Source organism: Pseudodonghicola sp., assembly GCF_048268305.1.
In the GTDB taxonomy this organism is placed as follows: Bacteria; Pseudomonadota; Alphaproteobacteria; order Rhodobacterales; family Rhodobacteraceae; genus Pseudodonghicola.
In genome coordinates this window covers 65,842-83,449 of sequence record NZ_JBLWVT010000001.1, presented here as the reverse complement: position 1 = coordinate 83,449, position 17,608 = coordinate 65,842, and the positions used below count along the sequence as shown (strand labels likewise).

The following is a 17,608-nucleotide window of genomic DNA, read 5'->3' as shown; positions in this document are numbered from 1 at the left end:
CCGGCGATGAACGAACAGATGTCCCCCGAAGATCTCTCGCTTCAGAACAGCGACCTGATCGACGAAATCATCCGGATGTCGGATTTCAGCTTCGAACGGCTGCCGATGCTGGACATCATCGGCGAACGGCTGGCCGATTCCGTCGCTCTGGCACTGCCCAATATGACCGGCACGCTTTGCGAGGCCTCGCTGACCCAGCTCGACTATGTGCCGATGTCGCAGGTTCTTGATGCGCTGCCGGGTCCGGCGCTGCTGGCGGTCTGTTCCTCGCACAGCCTCTATGGACAAATCCTGCTGACCCTCGACAGCACCCTGGTGCTGACCGCGCTGGAACTGATGCTGGGCGGCAGCGCCAAGGGCGAGGCGCCGCGTGCCACCACCGGTTTCACCGCCATCGAACGCGGTTTCGGCAAGCGCCTCGCCGGGCTGATCGCACATGAGCTGCAGCGCAATCTGGCCCAGGTCGGCGATGTCGAACTCGAACTCGAGCGGATCGAGACCGATCCCGATTCCGCCTCGGTCGCCCAGCCGGCCAGCCTCTGCGTCCGGATGCAGATCACCGTCGTGCTCGCCGGCCACGGCGGCATGCTCGAGGTGATCCTGCCCTATGATGCGCTGGAACCGATCCGCCCCAAGCTCAGCCGCATCCATTTCGGCGGCTTCAGCGACGAGGGCAGCCCCTGGCGCGACCAGCTGGCCGGCCAGATCGAACGCGCCACCGTCGAGCTTGAGGCGGTGCTCACCGATATCCGGCTTCCGATCCAGGACATCATGGCATGGCAGCCCGGTGACACCGTGAACCTCTGGATCGAAGAGGACCACGACGCCACCGTCCTTTGCGCCGAGACCCCGATGTTCCACGCAGCACTTGGCAAACGCAACAACGGCAACACCGCTATCCGGATCACCGAAGCGCTCGCCCCCGAAGAGGACCCCTCCCATGGCCGCAACGATCACTGATCTTCTGATCCTCCTCCTGCTCGCCGGCAGCATCGGTTACGGGCTGGTGATCACCCGTCGGGTGCAAAGACTGATGTCCGCCCTCGAAGAGCTGGAGCCCCTGGTACGGGAATTCTCCAAGGCGGTGGACAAGTCCGAATCCTCGGTCGAGGCGCTGCGCGAGAACCTCGAGGCCCGCCGCCAGGAGGCGCCTGAAATGCCGGCCCCGCAGCCCGCGGCAGAGAGCGCCGAGACGATGACACCGGCCTTCACCTCGCGCCGACACCCGACGCCGCGCCGGCTGCCCGGCGTCCAGGTGGTCCGCAACAAGCAGGATCTGGTGCGCCGGTTCTTTGAAACCTCCCGCAGCGAATCGAGGGCCTGAGCCATGGCACGCGGCCTTGTCGGCAAGCTTTTCCTCGGCGGTCTCGCGATCACGGCCTTCGCCAAGGCCGCGATCTCCTTTCCCGAACTTGCCTCTCCCGGCGAGGTGCTGAACCGCCCCGAGACAGCGACCCTGGCCGCGGTCAGCTCCAGCCAGGCCAACGGCGCGACGCCGGCAACGATGATCCAATCCGGCACGCTCGCCAGAACCTCGGCCACGGCGCAGCAATGCGACACCCCCGAAGAGGTGCTGCAATCGCTCAGCCGCGAACGCGACCTGATCGACAAGCAGCGCGACGATCTGGAAAGCCGCCAGTCGGAACTGTCGCTCGCCAAGGAAAAGCTCGACGTCGAAAAACAGGCGCTCCTCGAACTGAAGGGCGAGATCGAAGAGCTGCTGGCCCGCACCAAGGCCGCCCAGACCGAGGACCTCGACCGGCTCATCGCCTTCTACGAGAACATGAAACCGGCAGAAGCCGCGCGGATCATGGACGATCTCGACATCGAGGTGACGATCCTGGTGCTCGCGCAGATGAAGCCACGCACCGCCGCGCCGATCCTTGCCAAGATGTCGCCGGTGCGCGCCCGCGCCGTCTCAAAGATCATCCTCGAACGCTCGCAATTGCCGGGCGATCAGGATCTGGTCGGCATCCGCCTGAAATGATCCGCCCTTTTTCTAGCTGAAAATATCCCGGGGGGAGGCCGCAGGCCGTGGGGGGCAGAGCCCCCCGCCTCACCTTCGCCGCACTCACTCGGGCGAGGTTCTCAGCACCGATCCCTCGGGCGGCTTGCGGCGGCGGTTATTCCGCAGATCCAGCACAAAGCTGATGATCTCCGCCACCACCTGCCAATGCTCCATCGGCACCATCTGATCCACCTCGACCCGATCATAGAGCGCCCGCGCCAAGGGCTTGTTCTCGACAATCGGCACATCATGCTCGAAGGCGATCTCGCGGATGCGCCGCGCCATCAGATCGGCCCCCTTGGCAACGCAGACCGGGGCGTCATCGCTGCCCTGCTCATAGCGCAGCGCCACGGCGTAATGGGTCGGGTTGGTCAGGATCACACTGGCGGTCGGCACCGCGGCGGCGACGCGCTGGCGGGCGCGCTGGCGGCGAATGGCGGCGCGACGGGCCTTGATATGCGGATCGCCCTCGGCCTCCTTCATCTCGTCGCGCACCTCCTTCACGGTCATCATCAACCGCCGACGCCATTCGAACCGGTGCCAGAGGATGTCGAAGATCGCCACCGGCACCAGGAAGATCGCCGCCGCCAGCAACAACCGCCGCGCCGCCTGCAGCAGATATCCCGGCAGGTTCTCGGGAATGAACCCGGGGGCCTCCCAAATCCCCTCCACCGCCCAGCGGGTGACCCAGATCGCCAAGCCGCCGACCACCAGGACCTTGACCAGGCTCTTGCCGAATTCCACCAGCGTATTGGCCGAGAACAATCGTTTCAGCCCCTGAAGCGGTGACAGTTTCGACAGCTTCGGCGTCACCCGCTCCAGCGCCGCCACCGTCTCGCCCTGGATCAGCACACCGAAGACCCCGCCGACGAGGATCAACAGGAACAGCGGCGCCAGGGCCAGCGACAGCGACAGCACCACCTCGCGCAGCAGCTCTCCCAGCACGCTGAGACCCGAACGCCCCTCGCCCACCTCGACCTGACCGGCACCGTCGATCAGTGCCGACAGCGCCGCGGCCAGGCGCGGCCCCATCCAGGGCAGCACCAACGCCGCCGCCCCGAACAGCGACAGCACCACCATCATGTTACCGGTCTCGCGCGACGCGGGCACGTCGCCGCGCTTGCGCGCATCGCGCAGCCGCTTCTCGGTCGGCTCGTGGCTCTTCTGGCTGTCGTCCTGATCGCCCTCTGCCATGGCTCAGAACCTGAACAGCCCCAACCAGGTGGTGAACTGGTTGAGAAAATGGTCGATCATCGCCGGCGTCGCCACCGACAGGATCAAAAGCCCCGCCACGATCAGGATCGAGGAGGCGACGAAGAACACCGGCAGTTGCGGCATCATCCGGTTGGCCAGCCCCATGCCGAGGTTCAGCACCACCCCCATGACAAAGAAGGGCGCGGCGATCGACATGCCGATATAGAGGCTCTGGCCGCCGGCCCGCACGATCTGTTCGGCCAGATCGCCTGTCATCACCAGCCCGACCGGAAACACCTGATAGCTGTCCAGCAGGGCCCGCAGGATCAGGTGATGCGCATCCGAGGCGAAGATCGCCGCCACCGAGCCGATGATCAGCAGCGAGGCCACCAACGTGGCCCCCTCGAAGGCCCCAAGCGACGGGCCGAAGGCATTCGCCAGCCCCGAGACCTGGCCGACCTGATAGCCGGCGAAATCCATCGCCGACAACAGCACCCGCCCGCACAGCCCGATCCAGATGCCGATGGTCGCCTCCAGCCCGAGCAGCAGCGTCATCTCGACCGGTGTGTCGGGGATATGCGCAGCGACCGGCGTGGCGGGATAGAGCGCGGCGCAAAGCACCAGCGCAAAGGCGACCCGCATCCGCCCCGGAATCTGGGTTTCGCCGAAGCCCGGCATGAACATCACCGCGCCGCCGATGCGGGCCACGACAAGGAAGTATCCGAAGATCAGGCCGGCGATATAATCGTTCAGCCCCATCGCCTCAGGCGCCGACCGTCGCAACGGTGCGCAGCGAGACCTTGCGATGAATCTCGTTGTGGGAAATCACCTGGGTCACCGGGCTCACCCGCTCGAGGATCTGGCGCACATAGGGGCGCACATCCGGGGTCACCAGCAGCGCCGGCCATTCATCGCCGGCGGCAAAACGCTGGATCTCCTTGCGCACGGCCAGAACGAATTCCTGCACCCGCGCCGGCGACATCATGAAGCCGTCCCCATCGCCACCGGGCGACACCGCATTGTTCAGCTCGCGCTCCCAATCCGGGCTCAGCACGATCACCGGAACATAGCCCTTGGCATCGGCCAGCGCCTGGCAGATCTGCTTGGCCAGGCGGCCGCGTACATGCTCGACGATATTGCGCAAGTTCTGGGTGGTGGAGACCGCCTCCGCCACCGCCTCGATGATACGCGACAGGTTGCGGATCGACACCCGTTCGGACAGCAACGCCTGCAGCACATGCTGCAACAGCACCGCCGGCGACTTGTTCGACATGTCGTTCAGCAGCTTCTGATATTCCTTGCTCTGCCCGGCGATCAGATCCTGGGTGGCGGCATAGGTCAGAAGATCCGGCATGTATTCCTTGATCACCTCGGTCAGATGGGTGGTGATCACGCTTTCCGGATCCACCACCGTCAGCCCGCGCATCTCGGCATCCGAGGCGCGGCCCTGATCGACCCAGACCGCATGCAGCCCGAAGGTCGGCTCGCGGGTGCGTTCGCCCACCAGATCGGCATCCTTGCCCGAAGGGTCGATCACCATCATCAGGCCCGGACGCACCTCGCCCCTCGCGGTCTCCACCCCCTGAAGCGAGATCGCATAGCTCATCGCCGGCAGGTTGCTGTCGTCCTTGATTCGCACCGGCGGCAGGACAAAGCCGAAATCCTTGATGAAGAGATTGCGCAGGCTTTTCACCTTGCCCGGCAGCGCCGCATCGGCCGAGGTGATCAGAGACACCAGCCCCGAGCCGAGTTCCAGCCGCAGATCATCGAGCTTGAGCGCCTCGGCGATCGGGTCTTCAACCTTCTTAGGCTTGGCATCGGCCTTGGCGGCGGCATCCCTGGCCAGGTTGCGATCCTTGATGTTGGTCTGCATGACATAGCCCAGCACCGCCATGCCCCCCGCCAGAACGGTGAAGATCACGAAGGGAAAGCCTGGCAGGAAGCCGATCATGAAGGCTAGGACCGCGGCCATGTAGAGCGCCTTTGGGAAACCGCTGAGCTGCTTGAGCACCGCCTCGTTCGCGGCGCCATGGGTGCCGCTCTTGGTGACCAGCAGGCCGGCGGCCAACGACACCACCAGCGCCGGGATTTGCGTCACCAGCCCGTCGCCGATGGTCAGCGCGGTATAGTTGCCGGCCGCCTCCGCCACGCTCAACCCATGGCTCGCCACCCCGATCAGGATGCCGCCCACCACGTTGATCACGGTAATGATCAAGCCGGCGACCGCATCGCCGCGGACGAATTTCGACGCCCCGTCCATCGCCCCGAAGAACGAGCTTTCCTCTTCGAGCACCCGGCGGCGTTCGCGCGCCTGTTCCTCGTTGATGATGCCGGCGCCCATATCCGCGTCGATCGCCATCTGCTTGCCCGGCATCGCATCCAGCGAGAACCGCGCCGCCACTTCGGCGATCCGGGTGGAGCCCTTAGTGATCACCACGAAGTTGATGATCACCAGAATGGCGAAGATCACGATCCCGATGACGAAATCGCCGCCAACAATGAAGCGCGAGAAGCCCGAGATCACCTTGCCGGCGGCCTCCGATCCCTCGTGCCCGCGGCTCAGGATCAGCCGGGTGGAGGAGACGTTGAGCGCCAGCCGCAACATGGTGACGACCAGCAGCACCGTCGGGAAAGAGTTGAAATCGAGCGGCGTCGGAATCCACAGGGCCACCATCAGGATCAGCACGGCCAGCGACAGCGAGATCGCCAACCCGAAGTCGAGCAGGAAGGGCGGCATCGGGATGAACAGCATGCCAAGGATCAGCATCACCCCGATGGCGAACCCCACGTCGCGGTTCGCCATGCTGAGCTGCGACCACAGCCCTGAGATGGATTTCGGCAGGTTGATGTCCCTTGCGCTCATCTGATCCTCAATTCACGATCCTGTAATCCGGCAGCACCGGACGGATCGGATAGGCGGAATAAATCGAAAACTGCGCCTCCTCGGCCTGATGGGCGCTGCCCCAGAACACCGGCGGCTCGGGCGGGGGCGGCGGCGCGGCGGCCTCTGCGGCGGCGACAGTGAACATCGACGACCTGCGCGCCTGGCCCAGCAGCTGGCCCAGACCGGCATTGACCACCGACTGATTGCGTTTGAGCGCGGCGAGATAGGTCTTTTGATAGGCCTCCGTGGCCGAGTGATAGCGCCCCGCCGCCGCCCACCAATCGCCGGTCTCCTGATAGAGCCCGCTCAGATAGCGCGCCGCATAATCCACGTTCACCAGGGGTTCGAAGGCCAGATCGAGCGTATCGAAATTTGCCCCGTGCCAGCGCTGGTTCACCTGCATGCAGCCCACGTCGATCGAGGCGATCCCGGCCGCCCGCTTGCCCTCGACCCAGGCCATCGCCTCGGCCCGGGTCTTGAAGAATGCGCCCTCGCCCGCGGCGTTGACAGTCCAGGGCCAGACGGTCAGCCCCTCCTTGCCGCGCCGGCCGGCCTCCTGCACGCCGATCGCCAACAGCAGGTTGTCGGGAATACCATAGCGCGCCTGGGCGTCGAGGATCGCGGCAACGCAATCGGCCCCAGTCAGTGCCCGCTCCTCGGGGTCATCCGGCGTCACGACTGCCCGCGCCGACGGCGGCAGCACCGATTTGTAGAAGCCCGCGAAGAATTCGGCCCGCGCCTCCCCCCAGAACGGGGCGGCCGCCAGAACCATCACCGCGCCACACGTGCCGATGCGCCGCCCGCGCCCCATCTCAGCCGCCACCGCTGACGATCAGGTCGAACACCTGGTTCGACAGCCGGCTCAGCGTTCCGTAGATGAAGGGAAGGGTCAGGGCGAGTGCCAGAAAGATCGCCACGATCTTCGGCACGAAGGTCAGCGTCATTTCCTGGATCTGGGTCAGCGCCTGCACGAAGGAGACGATCAGCCCGACCAGCAGCGCCACCGCCATCACCGGCGCCGAGGCCAGCAGCACCGTGTTGAGCGTCAATCGGATGATCTCATATACGCTGACCGTATCCAATCGGCCTCTCCCCGGGGTGATGGCAGGCGAATGCCCGTGTCAGATCGACATGTTCAGGACGTCTTTATAGGCGCTGACCAGCTTGTCGCGCAGCGCCACCGAGACGCGCACCGTGCTTTCCATCGCCATCGTCGCCTCGACCACCTGCTGCATGCCGATCTTCTCGGCCAGCCCCGCCTGCGCGGCGGCGTCGCCATAGCGCACGGAGCCGACCGCGCCTTCGGCGGCCTTGCGGATCATATCGCCAAAGCTCGGCCCCTGGTCACCGTCGGATGCGGCGGCGCCCTCTCCCAGGGTCTTGGCCTTGCCATAGGCGGCTTCGACGATCATGCCCGGACGGATGGCGGAGACATCAACCATGAATCACTTCCTACTCAATCAGATTAATCAGCTCGCTGCGCATCTGCTTGGCATTCTCGAGCATCGTCAGATTGGCCTCATAGCTGCGCGAGGCCTCGCGCATGTTACTCATCTCGATCAACGGATTGACGTTGGGCAACTTGACATAGCCATTGTCGTCCGCCGCCGGATGCGAGGGGTCGAAGCGCAACGAGAATTCGCCCATGTCGCGGGTGATGTCGCTGACCTCGACCAAGGCGGCACCGGTCGCCTCATCCGTCATCTCGCCAAAGCTGATCACCTTGCGGCGATAGGGTTCATCGCCGGACTTCTGCGCGGTGGTAGAAGCGTTGGCGACGTTTTCCGACACCACCCGCAGCCGCTCGCCCTGGGCGCGCATGCCGCTGGCGGCGATTTTCACGATCGAGGACAGCGCATCCATGACCGATCTCCTCAGTTACTGCCGGCGACGCTGAGCAGCATCTCATGCGCCTTGCGATAGAGGTTGGAGGCAAGACGATATTGGCTCTGGGTATTCGCCGCATCGAGGATCTGCTCTTCCATGACCACGGTATTGCCCGAAATCGTCCCGCCCCATTCGTCCCTGACCTCGGAAACCTCCGCCTCGGGCGAAACCGAAGAACGGCCCGCGCTGTCGAGATAGGCATCAAAGCTTTGCACATCGCGGGCGCGATAGCCGGCGACATCGGCGTTGGCGATATTTTCCGAAACTGAACGCTGCTTGTCCGACAGCCACTGCAGACGGCGCGAGGCAAGCTGAAACAGGTTGAGGGCTTCGAAATTCATCATGGACTCCGGCTCAATTCTTGGAGACTATAGCAAGCACAACAAAGATTAACAGGTCTATTCTTGTGACTAAGGTATTTTCCGACCTGCGACAAAAGATTTCGCCCCTGGAATCCACAAGAATTACAGGGCGTGTTCAATCTGTCGTTGGCCTGACCTTGCGGGTCGCCGGGCTGCAACGCGCCGCCGGACTGGGGCAGCGCTGTCGCGTCCATGGCCAGCACGGCACCGTCACCGGCGAGATCGTCGGCGCCAGTGCCGAGGGGCTGCACCTGCTGCCCTTCGGCACCTGGGAGGGCATTGCTGTCGGCGACGCCGTCGATCTGATCCAGTCCGAGGACGGTATCCGCCCGGACGAAAGCTGGATCGGCACGGTGGTGAATGCCCTGGGGCAACCGCTGTCACTTGCGCCCGACTTTCGCCGCGGCAGCCGGCGCACCCGCGGCCGCAACAGCCCGCCGCCCGCCTATGCCCGCCGCCGCGTCGGCGCCAAGCTGGAAACCCAGATCAAGTGCATCGACCTGTTCACCCCGATCTGCCGCGGTCAGCGCATGGGGATCTTCGCCGGCTCGGGCGTGGGCAAGTCGACCCTGATGGCGATGCTGGCCCGCAACACCAACGCCGATGTTATCGTCATCGGTCTGGTCGGCGAACGCGGTCGCGAGGTTCAGGACTTCATCGAAGAGGATCTGGGCCCCGAGGGCATGGCGCGGTCGGTGGTCGTGGTCGCCACCGGGGACGAGGCGCCGCTGTTGCGGCGACAAGCCGCCTGGACCGCCACCGCCGTAGCCGAACATTTCCGCGCCGAGGGCAAGCAGGTGCTGCTGATGATGGACAGCGTCACCCGTTTCGCCATGGCACAGCGCGAGATCGGCCTGTCGAGCGGCGAGCCACCGACCACGCGGGGCTATCCGCCGACGGTGTTCTCCGAACTGCCGCACCTGCTGGAACGCGCCGGGCCCGGCCGCGAGGGAGAAGGCGACATCACCGGCATCTATACTGTTCTGGTTGACGGCGACGACATGAACGAACCGATTGCCGATGCGGTGCGCGGCATCCTCGACGGCCATATCGTGCTGGACAGGCGCATCGCCGAACAGGACCGTTATCCGGCGATCAACGTGCAAAAGTCGATCTCGCGCATGCTGCCCGACTGCCACAGCGAAGAAGAGTTCACCATCATGCAGGCGGCACGACGCGCCCTGGCCCGCTATGCCGATATGGAGGAGCTGATCCGCGTCGGCGCCTACAAACCCGGGTCCGACCTTGAAACCGACGCCGCGATCCGTTTTTTCCGCGCGGCGAATGGCTTTCTGGCGCAGAAAAAGGCCGAAACCCTGCGCGCCGATCAAAGCTTTGCGGAAATCTATCGGATGCTGCTGGAGGCAGGGATCGAGGTTGCCCTGCCGACCGCCCCGGACAAGCAAACGCCCGCGCCACGCAGTTCGGGCGCCCGGCCCAAGCCGACCCAAGGGTATCGCGCCTGATCACTGGTACCGGATACGAGGTGTCGTCAGGGGTTACCCCCTGACGACCAAGGACTGTTACTTGAACAGGCTCAGGATGTTTTGCGGCGACTGGTTCGCGATCGACAGCGATTGCGTCGCGAGCTGCTGCTGAACCTGATAGGCTTGCAGACGCGCAGCTTCTTCTTCCATGTTCGCATCAACCATGGCGCTGACGCCGGAATCCAGCGTGTCGGTCAGCGACGACAGGAAATCCTGCTGACCGTCCAGCGTGTCTTCGGTGACGCCCAGGCTGGTCGCGGCGGTGATCGAGTCGGCCAGAGCGCCTTCGGCGGTGGCCAGATCGGCGGCCAGGTCGGTCGAAGTGGTCAGGTCGATGCTTTCCAGCGTGGTCTTGATCGCCGACAGATCGACCTTGTCGAAGGTGATCGTGGTGGTGGCGAAGCTGCCCGACGACCGGCTGATCCCGGTCACCACGGTGACGGTGTCGGTCGAAGTGACCAGATCGTCGCCGTTGAAGGTCGACTGGTCGATGGCCGCGCCGATCTGGGCAACCAGAGCGTCGAGTTCCGATTGCACGTCGGTCAGGTTGATCCCGTTGCCTTGGGCGAAAGCAATACGCTCGGCGAATTTTTCGGTCAGGCTGGAAACGGTTTCAGCACCCAGACGGGCGGTCGAGACCGAGTTCTTGGTCGAGGTCAGGCCTTCGTTGATGGCGCTGAACATGCCGCTGTCGCCCGACATCGTTTCAGAGATGGCGAAATAGGCGGCGTTGTCCTTGCCCGAGCTGATCGCCAGACCGCTGGAGACGCGGTTCTGGGTCTCGTTCAGACCCTTGTTGATCTGGTTCAGAGTGGCCAGAGCGACGGTTGCGGAGCTATTGTTGAGAATGGACGACATTTAATGCTCTCCTCAGTTCTCGTTTTTTTGAGTCCAGTCTTCTGACTGTGATCTGGTTCGAAAACCAGTACCGAGGATATTAACACCGGGATTAAAGCGGGGTTTACGTTTTGACGTTTCCCGACGCCGACGCTCAGAATTCGCGATCTATCCGCAGCCGCCCGCCCGGCTGGGCCGCGATCTTCTGCCCGGACTTGCCATAAAGCCCGGTCAGTCCGCTGCGTTCCGTCGCCTTCCTGATCTCGCGCACGATATTGCCGGCGGCGAGGGCCATCCGCTGCAACAGCACGCCATCCTCGCTCACCACCTTTTGCAGCTCGGCCAGCCGGGCCGGCAAGCCGCTGTCCTTCGCCATGTCATGGGATAGGAAGGGTTCGACCAGCGGCACCCGCAGCTCCAGCCATTTCAGCAGCGCGGATTTCCGTTCAAAAAGCTCGCCCACCCGCTGAAACTTGCCGGCACGAATGGCGGCGATTTCCTCGTTCAACAGATCGATCGCCTCCCCCACCTTGGCGGCGAAGGCTTCGATATTCGCCTCATCCTCCGAGGTGAGCACCCTATTGCCCGCCTCGGCGGCACCGCGCCGTGCCTCGGCCCGCTGCCCGATCCTGAATTTCCGCCGCTCTCGCATTCCGCAGCCCCCGCCCATTGTCTCGAATGATACCGCCACTCAGCGGCGATAGGCCGCCAGCATGCGACCGATGCTTTCGCCCATCCCCAGCCCGCCGCGATCGGCCAGTTGCTGCGCCATCGCGTCGGACAGGAAAGATCGCCACATCTCGGCCCCCTGCCCGCCTGAGGCCGGCCCGTAATCCACCGTCGACATCATCTGATCGACGAACTGGCTGATGAAGACTGCCTCGAACTTCTGCGCCACCTGCATGTCTTCGGCGGTCGGCTGCGGCTCGCCCGCGACCGTCGCCTGCATCGCGGCAGCGGAAACAGAGGTCAGATCGGTCATCAGATGATCTCCAGATCGGCGTGCAGCGCCCCGGTGGCCTTGATCGCCTCGAGGATCGAAATCGTCTGCCGCGCGCCAACGCCGATGGCATTCAGCCCATCCACCAGATCTTGCAGGCTGACGTCCCCCTGAAGGATGGTGAACCGGCTTTCACGTTCCTGCACATCGACATTGGATTCCGGCACGATAACCGTGGTGCCGCCAATGCTGATGGGATTGGGCTGGCTGACGTTATAGCGTTCGCGCACTCGCACCGTCAGCCCGCCCTGGCTGATCGCCACCTGACCGATCCGCACATTGGCACCGATCACGATGGTTCCGGATTTTTCATCCACCACCACCCGGGCGACACTGTCAGGCTGAACCGTCAGATTCTCGATCGCCGCGATGGTTTCGGTCACATCGCCCTTGCCGGGAACCCGCACTTCGACCGTGGCCGAATCGAGCGCCCGGGCGGTGCCACCGCCCAGCGTCATGTTGATCGCGTCCTCGATCCGCGCCGCAGTGGTGAAATCCGGCACCCGCAGCGAAATCCGGAAGCTGTCGAGCTGGCGCAGTTCGAAATTCACCTCACGTTCGACAATGGCGCCATTGTCGATCCGGGCGATGGTGGGCACGCCCTCAACGACGCTGGCGGCATTGCCCTGCGCCATGAAGCCCGACACCGCAACCGGCCCCTGCGCCACGGCATAGACCTCGCCGTCGGCGCCGGACAGCGGCGTGACCAGCAGGGTGCCCCCGCGCAGGCTGGTGGCATCGCCCAGCGAAGAGACCACCACGTCGATCGGCGCGCCACGACGGGCGAAGGGCGGCAGCTTGGCCGTCACCATCACCGCGGCGGTGTTCTTGGTCTTCAGCAGATCGCCATCGAGGTTCCCGACGCCCAGCCGTTCGAGCATGCCCTTGACCGACTCCCGGGTGAACGGGCTGTTGGTCATCTTGTCGCCGGAGCCGTGCAAGCCCACCACCAGACCATAGCCGATCAGATGGTTTTCCCGGACCCCTTCGAAACTGGCGATATCTTTGATCCGCACCCCGGCCTGCGCCGCGGAAGCCAACAGCACCGCCGCCGCCAGGGCCATCACAACGGCACGCAGGTGGCGCCGCGCGATCGCGCGCGCGCCCCGAACCATTGCCTGAACCTGCTGTGCTGACATGGAATTCATCCCTGGCTTCCCGGCAAATCTATCCGTTTGTTTTTGCCAAGTCCATATATAGCGAAAACTAATCATAGATGTGGACAACTTTATCGTTGAACTAACCAACTTTCCTTGCTAGCCATTAAGAATAGTGATGAATTGCGGCGGGAACGGAGGTGTTCATGCGCGCCTATGTTTTCGAACCACGTGAAAAGCGGCAGGCCTCGCTCGCCAGCGAGCTGGAGAACGCGGGCATCGAGCCACATTTCGTCGATGAGGATTTCTTCGAGGCGGGGCTCGCTCCGCTGACACAACCGGGCCATGACACCCGGGCGATCCTGATCGGGGAATCTCCGAACATCCACGACCAGATCCGCGCCATTCGCCGGGCGGGCTGCGCCAACCCGGTGATCGTGCTGCGCGATTTCCGCAATTCCCAGGATACCTCGGCAGCCCTTGATCGCGGCGCAGACGATGTCATCGTCAGCCCGATCAAGGGCAGCGAGGTGGCCTCGCGCATCAATTCCATCGTGCGACGGTTCCACGGCCACGCCGCCGAAAGCGTGGTGGTGGGCGAGCTGACCGCCTTTTTCGACGGCCGCGATCCCATCGTCTCGGGCGCGCGGATCAAACTGTCGAAGCGGGAACATTCGATCTTCCAGCATCTGGCGCTGAACTCGAACAAGGTGATCTCGAAGAACGCGATCTATGACGCCGTCTATGGGATGAGCGCCGACCAGCCGTTCGACAAGGTGATCGACGTCTATATCTGCAAGCTGCGCAAGAAGATCGCCGCGGCGGCCACCAGCGGTTCGCAATATATCGAAACGGTACACGGCCGCGGCTACAAGCTCAGCGCGCCGGAGCTGCTTGAGCTGCCGCCCCCCGAAGCGCAGCCCGCCCAGATCCCCCAGCACAGCACCGGCTATCAGGCGCGTGCCTGACTGACCCGCCCGGCGATCCGCCGGGCGTTTCTCATTCAGACCAATGGATCAGAGATAATCCAGCAACGACAGTTGCGACAGCTTGGCGCTGACCGCATAGCTGGCTTCGAGCTGATACTGCAGGTTCTCGACCTTGGTCGAGGCCTCATAGGGATCGACGCTTTCATAGTCCGAGATCTGGGTTTTCTGCACCAGCGACAGATCCCCGAGCCGGGATTGGGCATTCTCGACCACCTGCTGATGGAAGCCGATGCCGGCCGAAATCTCCAGCATGCCCTCGACCCCAGTGCTGAGCGCCGCGGTCGCGCCGGCCATCCAGGCGGAATAGGTCGCATCATCCTCGATGGTGCTGACGTCGACCGAAGCCAGCATCGCCAACCCCTTGATCACGTTGACGATACCGGCATCATTGGCCTGAACGCCATACTCCAGCGCCTGCCCTTCGCCGATCCGCGCGGTGACGCGGGTCGGGCTGCTGCCGTCTGCGCTGACAGCCCGAGTGCCGCTGAAGAAGGTGCCCTCGTAATTCTCGGCCTCATCCGCGTTCGAGGAGGAGAACACCGCGTCGATCTTGGCCAACATCTCCTCGGCCTCCTCGGCCGAGGTCGGGCCGCCGCCGACGATATCGGCCAGAACCTGAGCCGGAGAGGCGCCGGTTTCCTTGTTCACCTCGCTCCAGCGCGTCAGCGGCTGCTTGTCGCTGTCGATGCCCGAGAACAGGTAATCGCCGCTATAGCTGATGTTCAGCGTCGCGATCAGGCTCTCCAGCGCGGCGCTCGCCTCGTTCTGCAGTTCGGTCACGCCGGTGGTCGCCCGCGAGGAGTTCACGATGGCCGTCTTCAGCACGCTGTCGGCGCTTCCCCGGGCGGTGTCGATCGAGGTCAGCATCGCCTGGAGCTTGCTGTCCAGAATGCTGTTCGTGTTGATATAGGCTTCGGTATTCTCGTAATTCTTGCGCAGCGTCATCAGCGTCGCGGAGCTGGCCCCGAGCGCGCCGTAGATATCCGATTTCACACCTGTGGACAGCTCTTCGCTCGCGGTCGCCAAAGCCGAGGTCGCGCTGGCGACAAAGCTGCGGTTGGCGGTATTGAACTGCAAAGACGATACCCGGCTGATATTCCAGCTCATACTCTACCCTCAGACTGCGGCCAACAGCGCGTCGAGCATGTCGCTCACCGCCGTCAGCACCTTGGAATTCGCAACATAGCTCCGCTCGATCAGCATAAGCTGCTGCACTTCATCGTCGATATTGACGCCCGCGACGTTATCGCGGGAAGCCTGTACCAATTCGGCCGCCGAGGCCGCGGCACTATAGTTGCTTTCGGCGCGCGAACGGGTCAGCGCCTGGGCCGTCACCACCGCAGAGGCGAAATCGGCCAGGGAAATCGAGGGGCTGAGCCCCGTGGCCGGATCGGCATCGACCTTGGTATCGAGCACGTCGATATAGGCCTGCACCTGGGTGGCGTCAGCGACGGCCCCCTCTTCATCAACGCCCATGCCATCGCGAATGCGCCAGGTTTCGGCATCCCCATCATGCGAAACCGCCTCGTTGACCGCGATCCGGCTGGCCAGCCCATCGAGCTTGCTGGCATCAAAGGCATTGCCCTTGTCGGTGAACAGCCCCGCCTCTCCGGCCGACAGAGACGCATCGGCCGCCTCGAAGGCCTGGATCAACCCGCGGGCATATTCGTCAAGCTGAAGCTGGAACTCCGGCAAGATCTCGTTCTTGAGTTCGGCGAAGCCGACCAGGCTGCCTTCTTCGATCCCGCGCACGCCGGTCTTGTTCGGTGTGATCTCGGTCTTGCCCGCATAGAAGGTGCCGTCAGCGGAATTATAGGTCACATCCTGAACCTGCGTCCCCTCCAGCAGCGCGGCGCCGCCGGTGGTGTAGAGGCTGACCGTCTTGTCGGCATTATAGTTGATCCGAACCCCGACAATCTCAGAGACCTGATCCAGCAGGCTATCCATCTGATCGCTCAGGTTGGCGGTCTCGAGCGTGCCGCTCTCGAACTTGCCGACCTTCGAGTTCAGCTCGGCCAGATCGTAGAGTGTCTGGTTCAGATCGGCGACCTCATAGCGGATTTCCATATCCACATCGGCGCTGACCTCCGACAACATGCCACTGGTATTGCGGATCGAGGCGGCCAGATCTTCCGCCGCATAGACCGCTGCCGATTGCGCCTCGGTCGAGGACGGCATGTTCACCAGCGTCGTCAGCGTGGTGTTGAAATTGGAAAACTTGTCAGCCAGCGACAAGCCGTCGCCGGGCTCTCCGAGATAGGTCGTATAGGTTTTGAGCGCTTCGTAGATCGCCTGCTGATGTGCCGCCTTGCTGCCTTCGGACCGCGACATGCGGACCAGCGCATCGTCCACCTCTCGCGTAACCTGGCTGACCTGGACGCCGCCGCTCGACGTCGACACCAGGACGGCCTCGCGACGAACATAATTCGCGTTCATCGCGTTGGCGATGTTCTCGGAAACGACCTGTGCCCGAACCTGCGTCGTGGCCAGCCCGCTGGAGGCCACGTTCAGTGCCGTCGAAAGACTCATCTTCTACCCCCTGAACGCCAAGCGGACTTAGCGTTTCAGCTGCGCGATCGTGGACATCATGTCGTCGACGGTGGTGATGATCTGGGCATTGGTCGAAAAGGCCCGCTGCGCGACGATCAGGTCGGTCATCTCTTCGGCGATATCCACGTTGGAGGACTCCAGCGAATTCGACGCGATCGTCCCCAACGAACCGGAGCCCGCCTCAAGCGCCATGAAGCTGCCGGTATCCTTGGTCAGCGCATAGGCGTTGCCGTCCACCTCCTTCAGCCCGTTGACGTTCGCCACGGTGCCCACCGGGATCTGGTAAAGCGCGCGACGCTCGCCGTTGTCGAAAACCCCGTAGAGCGTGCCGTTCTCGTCGATCTCGGTGCGGTTCAGCTCTCCGACGCTGGAGCCGTCCCGGCCGAAGGACTGGCTGAAATCACCGGCGAATTGGGTGATTCCATCAAAGCTGCCCGGAGCGCCAAAGTTCAGCGTCAGCACCTGCGGCGTGGTACCGCTATCCAGCGTCAGCGTCGCCACGCCGGTCGCCGTATCGAAGGCAAAGGCCGAGGGCGCCACCGCGGTCGAGACCACATCCGAATAAGAGGCCGGCGTCCCCGCCGTGCTGCCGGAATCTGAATAGTCGACAGTGACCGAGCCCAGCTCGTTGCCATCGTTATCGCTGACGGTGACCGTCCACTGATTGTCGGTCGCGGTCGGCTGCCAGGAGAAATTCAGCCGCTCAGAAGCTCCGAGCGCAGTGTAATATTCGGTCGACGAGGGAAAGGGCGACCCCGGCTCGGCCAACCCGGTATCCTGCGACGGCAGGTTGCCCGTCACCGTCACCCCGGTGGTCGCGGAGGCCGAGAGCGAGATATTGGCGACATTCACCGTCTCCATCCCGCCGAAGGTGGTGCGATCCACATCGGAGAGCGCGCCACTGACATCATAGGGGTAGCCCGCCAGATAATAGCCGGCGGAGTTCACCAGATTGCCGTCCTCATCTACCAAGAACGACCCCGCCCGGGTCAGCAGATAGTTGGTTTCGAGCGTCTCGTTCGGATTGACGGAAACCACGAAGAACCCATCCCCGGAAATCGCCAGATCGGTCGAGGAGCTGGTCGACAGCAGGCTGCCGGCAAGGTCGATCTCGCTCACATCCACCGTCGAGACCGAGAGCACCGAGGAGGAGCTGCTGCCCGAGGCCGAACTGGTGACATATTGCGAGAACCCCCGCTTGTAGCCCACCGTGTTCGCGTTCGCGATATTCTCTGAGATATTGCTGACGGCTGCCGAATTCGCCTTCAGACCGCTCACACCTGTTTGCAATGCACTGGAAATGCTCATCTGAC

Annotated in this window: 20 protein-coding genes; 5 read left to right on the top strand and 15 right to left on the bottom strand. The window is 63.6% G+C overall.

Translation table 11 applies throughout. The features are described 5' to 3' along the window. Positions 1-6 precede the first annotated feature (6 nt). Genes ACN0V4_RS00420 through ACN0V4_RS00410 form a run of 3 tightly spaced genes read left to right on the top strand, consistent with a single transcriptional unit; the run spans position 7 to position 1,987 of the window. Positions 7-960 carry a flagellar motor switch protein FliM gene (locus tag ACN0V4_RS00420; RefSeq protein WP_417672533.1) on the top strand — a complete coding sequence of 318 codons (954 nt, stop codon included), beginning with the start codon at positions 7-9 and terminating at the stop codon, positions 958-960. Continuing rightward, the gene (locus tag ACN0V4_RS00415) at positions 941-1,324 is read left to right on the top strand and encodes a flagellar motor switch protein (protein ID WP_417672532.1); all 384 of its coding nucleotides are present in this window, start codon (positions 941-943) and stop codon (positions 1,322-1,324) included. Before ACN0V4_RS00420 ends, ACN0V4_RS00415 begins: the two co-directional genes overlap by 20 nt. A 3-nt stretch (positions 1,325-1,327) precedes the next feature. Then, positions 1,328-1,987: a MotE family protein gene (locus ACN0V4_RS00410; protein WP_417672531.1), complete on the top strand. Its 660-nt coding sequence runs from the start codon at positions 1,328-1,330 to the stop codon at positions 1,985-1,987. Positions 1,988-2,071: 84 nt separating this feature from the next. On the opposite strand, the gene flhB is transcribed toward ACN0V4_RS00410, so the two are convergent. From flhB to ACN0V4_RS00370, 8 genes are read right to left on the bottom strand one after another with little or no spacing between them, the layout of a single operon-like run. Further along, positions 2,072-3,202 carry a flagellar biosynthesis protein FlhB gene (gene flhB / locus ACN0V4_RS00405; RefSeq protein WP_417672530.1) on the bottom strand — a complete coding sequence of 377 codons (1,131 nt, stop codon included), beginning with the start codon at positions 3,200-3,202 and terminating at the stop codon, positions 2,072-2,074. Between the two features lie 3 nt (positions 3,203-3,205). Continuing rightward, positions 3,206-3,961 (bottom strand): flagellar biosynthetic protein FliR, encoded by a 756-nt coding sequence (locus ACN0V4_RS00400; protein ID WP_417672529.1) that lies wholly within the window; start codon positions 3,959-3,961, stop codon positions 3,206-3,208. A gap of 4 nt (positions 3,962-3,965) precedes the next feature. After that, positions 3,966-6,065 carry a flagellar biosynthesis protein FlhA gene (gene flhA, locus ACN0V4_RS00395; protein ID WP_417672528.1) on the bottom strand — a complete coding sequence of 700 codons (2,100 nt, stop codon included), beginning with the start codon at positions 6,063-6,065 and terminating at the stop codon, positions 3,966-3,968. Positions 6,066-6,072: 7 nt separating this feature from the next. Beyond that, complete coding sequence (locus tag ACN0V4_RS00390) at positions 6,073-6,909, bottom strand: lytic transglycosylase domain-containing protein (RefSeq protein ID WP_417672527.1); 837 nt, start codon at positions 6,907-6,909, stop codon at positions 6,073-6,075. Beyond that, positions 6,899-7,168: a flagellar biosynthesis protein FliQ gene (fliQ, locus tag ACN0V4_RS00385; RefSeq protein ID WP_417672526.1), complete on the bottom strand. Its 270-nt coding sequence runs from the start codon at positions 7,166-7,168 to the stop codon at positions 6,899-6,901. Before fliQ ends, ACN0V4_RS00390 begins: the two co-directional genes overlap by 11 nt. 39 nt (positions 7,169-7,207) lie before the next feature. Next, the gene (locus ACN0V4_RS00380; RefSeq protein WP_417672525.1) at positions 7,208-7,528 is read right to left on the bottom strand and encodes a flagellar hook-basal body complex protein FliE; all 321 of its coding nucleotides are present in this window, start codon (positions 7,526-7,528) and stop codon (positions 7,208-7,210) included. A 10-nt stretch (positions 7,529-7,538) separates the two neighbouring features. Then, the gene (flgC, locus tag ACN0V4_RS00375; RefSeq protein WP_417672524.1) at positions 7,539-7,949 is read right to left on the bottom strand and encodes a flagellar basal body rod protein FlgC; all 411 of its coding nucleotides are present in this window, start codon (positions 7,947-7,949) and stop codon (positions 7,539-7,541) included. 11 nt (positions 7,950-7,960) lie between these two features. After that, positions 7,961-8,314: a flagellar basal body rod protein gene (locus tag ACN0V4_RS00370; protein WP_417672523.1), complete on the bottom strand. Its 354-nt coding sequence runs from the start codon at positions 8,312-8,314 to the stop codon at positions 7,961-7,963. Between the two features lie 65 nt (positions 8,315-8,379). On the opposite strand from ACN0V4_RS00370, the gene ACN0V4_RS00365 reads away from it, so the two are divergent. Continuing rightward, positions 8,380-9,801: a FliI/YscN family ATPase gene (locus ACN0V4_RS00365; RefSeq protein ID WP_417672522.1), complete on the top strand. Its 1,422-nt coding sequence runs from the start codon at positions 8,380-8,382 to the stop codon at positions 9,799-9,801. Positions 9,802-9,858: 57 nt separating this feature from the next. On the opposite strand, the gene ACN0V4_RS00360 is transcribed toward ACN0V4_RS00365, so the two are convergent. From ACN0V4_RS00360 to ACN0V4_RS00345, 4 genes are all read right to left on the bottom strand, one after another. Further along, positions 9,859-10,680 carry a flagellin gene (locus ACN0V4_RS00360; protein ID WP_417672521.1) on the bottom strand — a complete coding sequence of 274 codons (822 nt, stop codon included), beginning with the start codon at positions 10,678-10,680 and terminating at the stop codon, positions 9,859-9,861. 133 nt (positions 10,681-10,813) lie between these two features. After that, positions 10,814-11,311 (bottom strand): flagellar biosynthesis protein FlgI, encoded by a 498-nt coding sequence (locus ACN0V4_RS00355; protein WP_417672520.1) that lies wholly within the window; start codon positions 11,309-11,311, stop codon positions 10,814-10,816. A gap of 39 nt (positions 11,312-11,350) precedes the next feature. Next, entirely contained in the window at positions 11,351-11,641 is a 291-nt protein-coding gene (locus ACN0V4_RS00350; RefSeq protein ID WP_417672519.1) for a rod-binding protein, read from the bottom strand. Then, the gene (locus ACN0V4_RS00345; protein WP_417673057.1) at positions 11,641-12,774 is read right to left on the bottom strand and encodes a flagellar basal body P-ring protein FlgI; all 1,134 of its coding nucleotides are present in this window, start codon (positions 12,772-12,774) and stop codon (positions 11,641-11,643) included. The genes ACN0V4_RS00350 and ACN0V4_RS00345 overlap by 1 nt, the downstream gene beginning before the upstream one ends. 188 nt (positions 12,775-12,962) lie before the next feature. On the opposite strand from ACN0V4_RS00345, the gene ACN0V4_RS00340 reads away from it, so the two are divergent. Then, positions 12,963-13,724 (top strand): winged helix-turn-helix domain-containing protein, encoded by a 762-nt coding sequence (locus ACN0V4_RS00340; protein ID WP_417672518.1) that lies wholly within the window; start codon positions 12,963-12,965, stop codon positions 13,722-13,724. A gap of 48 nt (positions 13,725-13,772) precedes the next feature. On the opposite strand, the gene ACN0V4_RS00335 is transcribed toward ACN0V4_RS00340, so the two are convergent. Genes ACN0V4_RS00335 through ACN0V4_RS00325 form a run of 3 tightly spaced genes read right to left on the bottom strand, consistent with a single transcriptional unit; the run spans position 13,773 to position 17,603 of the window. Further along, complete coding sequence (locus ACN0V4_RS00335; protein ID WP_417672517.1) at positions 13,773-14,852, bottom strand: flagellin; 1,080 nt, start codon at positions 14,850-14,852, stop codon at positions 13,773-13,775. Positions 14,853-14,861: 9 nt separating this feature from the next. Next, entirely contained in the window at positions 14,862-16,274 is a 1,413-nt protein-coding gene (gene flgK / locus ACN0V4_RS00330) for a flagellar hook-associated protein FlgK (protein WP_417672516.1), read from the bottom strand. A 27-nt stretch (positions 16,275-16,301) separates the two neighbouring features. Next, positions 16,302-17,603 (bottom strand): flagellar hook protein FlgE, encoded by a 1,302-nt coding sequence (locus ACN0V4_RS00325; RefSeq protein ID WP_417672515.1) that lies wholly within the window; start codon positions 17,601-17,603, stop codon positions 16,302-16,304. Between the last annotated feature and the right edge of the window lie 5 nt (positions 17,604-17,608).

Excerpts from the sequence above, each read along its gene's own strand:
- flhA (WP_417672528.1), bottom strand. The coding sequence starts at position 6,065 with ATGAGCGCAAGGGACATCAACCTGCCGAAATCCATCTCAGGGCTGTGG.
- flgK (WP_417672516.1), bottom strand. The coding sequence starts at position 16,274 with ATGAGTCTTTCGACGGCACTGAACGTGGCCTCCAGCGGGCTGGCCACG.
- ACN0V4_RS00340 (WP_417672518.1), top strand. The coding sequence starts at position 12,963 with ATGCGCGCCTATGTTTTCGAACCACGTGAAAAGCGGCAGGCCTCGCTC.
- ACN0V4_RS00380 (WP_417672525.1), bottom strand. The coding sequence starts at position 7,528 with ATGGTTGATGTCTCCGCCATCCGTCCGGGCATGATCGTCGAAGCCGCC.
- flgC (WP_417672524.1), bottom strand. The coding sequence starts at position 7,949 with ATGGATGCGCTGTCCTCGATCGTGAAAATCGCCGCCAGCGGCATGCGC.
- ACN0V4_RS00325 (WP_417672515.1), bottom strand. The coding sequence starts at position 17,603 with ATGAGCATTTCCAGTGCATTGCAAACAGGTGTGAGCGGTCTGAAGGCG.
- ACN0V4_RS00345 (WP_417673057.1), bottom strand. The coding sequence starts at position 12,774 with ATGGTTCGGGGCGCGCGCGCGATCGCGCGGCGCCACCTGCGTGCCGTT.
- ACN0V4_RS00420 (WP_417672533.1), top strand. The coding sequence starts at position 7 with ATGAACGAACAGATGTCCCCCGAAGATCTCTCGCTTCAGAACAGCGAC.
- ACN0V4_RS00350 (WP_417672519.1), bottom strand. The coding sequence starts at position 11,641 with ATGACCGATCTGACCTCTGTTTCCGCTGCCGCGATGCAGGCGACGGTC.
- flhB (WP_417672530.1), bottom strand. The coding sequence starts at position 3,202 with ATGGCAGAGGGCGATCAGGACGACAGCCAGAAGAGCCACGAGCCGACC.
- ACN0V4_RS00415 (WP_417672532.1), top strand. The coding sequence starts at position 941 with ATGGCCGCAACGATCACTGATCTTCTGATCCTCCTCCTGCTCGCCGGC.
- ACN0V4_RS00410 (WP_417672531.1), top strand. The coding sequence starts at position 1,328 with ATGGCACGCGGCCTTGTCGGCAAGCTTTTCCTCGGCGGTCTCGCGATC.
- ACN0V4_RS00400 (WP_417672529.1), bottom strand. The coding sequence starts at position 3,961 with ATGGGGCTGAACGATTATATCGCCGGCCTGATCTTCGGATACTTCCTT.
- ACN0V4_RS00370 (WP_417672523.1), bottom strand. The coding sequence starts at position 8,314 with ATGAATTTCGAAGCCCTCAACCTGTTTCAGCTTGCCTCGCGCCGTCTG.
- ACN0V4_RS00355 (WP_417672520.1), bottom strand. The coding sequence starts at position 11,311 with ATGCGAGAGCGGCGGAAATTCAGGATCGGGCAGCGGGCCGAGGCACGG.
- ACN0V4_RS00335 (WP_417672517.1), bottom strand. The coding sequence starts at position 14,852 with ATGAGCTGGAATATCAGCCGGGTATCGTCTTTGCAGTTCAATACCGCC.
- ACN0V4_RS00360 (WP_417672521.1), bottom strand. The coding sequence starts at position 10,680 with ATGTCGTCCATTCTCAACAATAGCTCCGCAACCGTCGCTCTGGCCACT.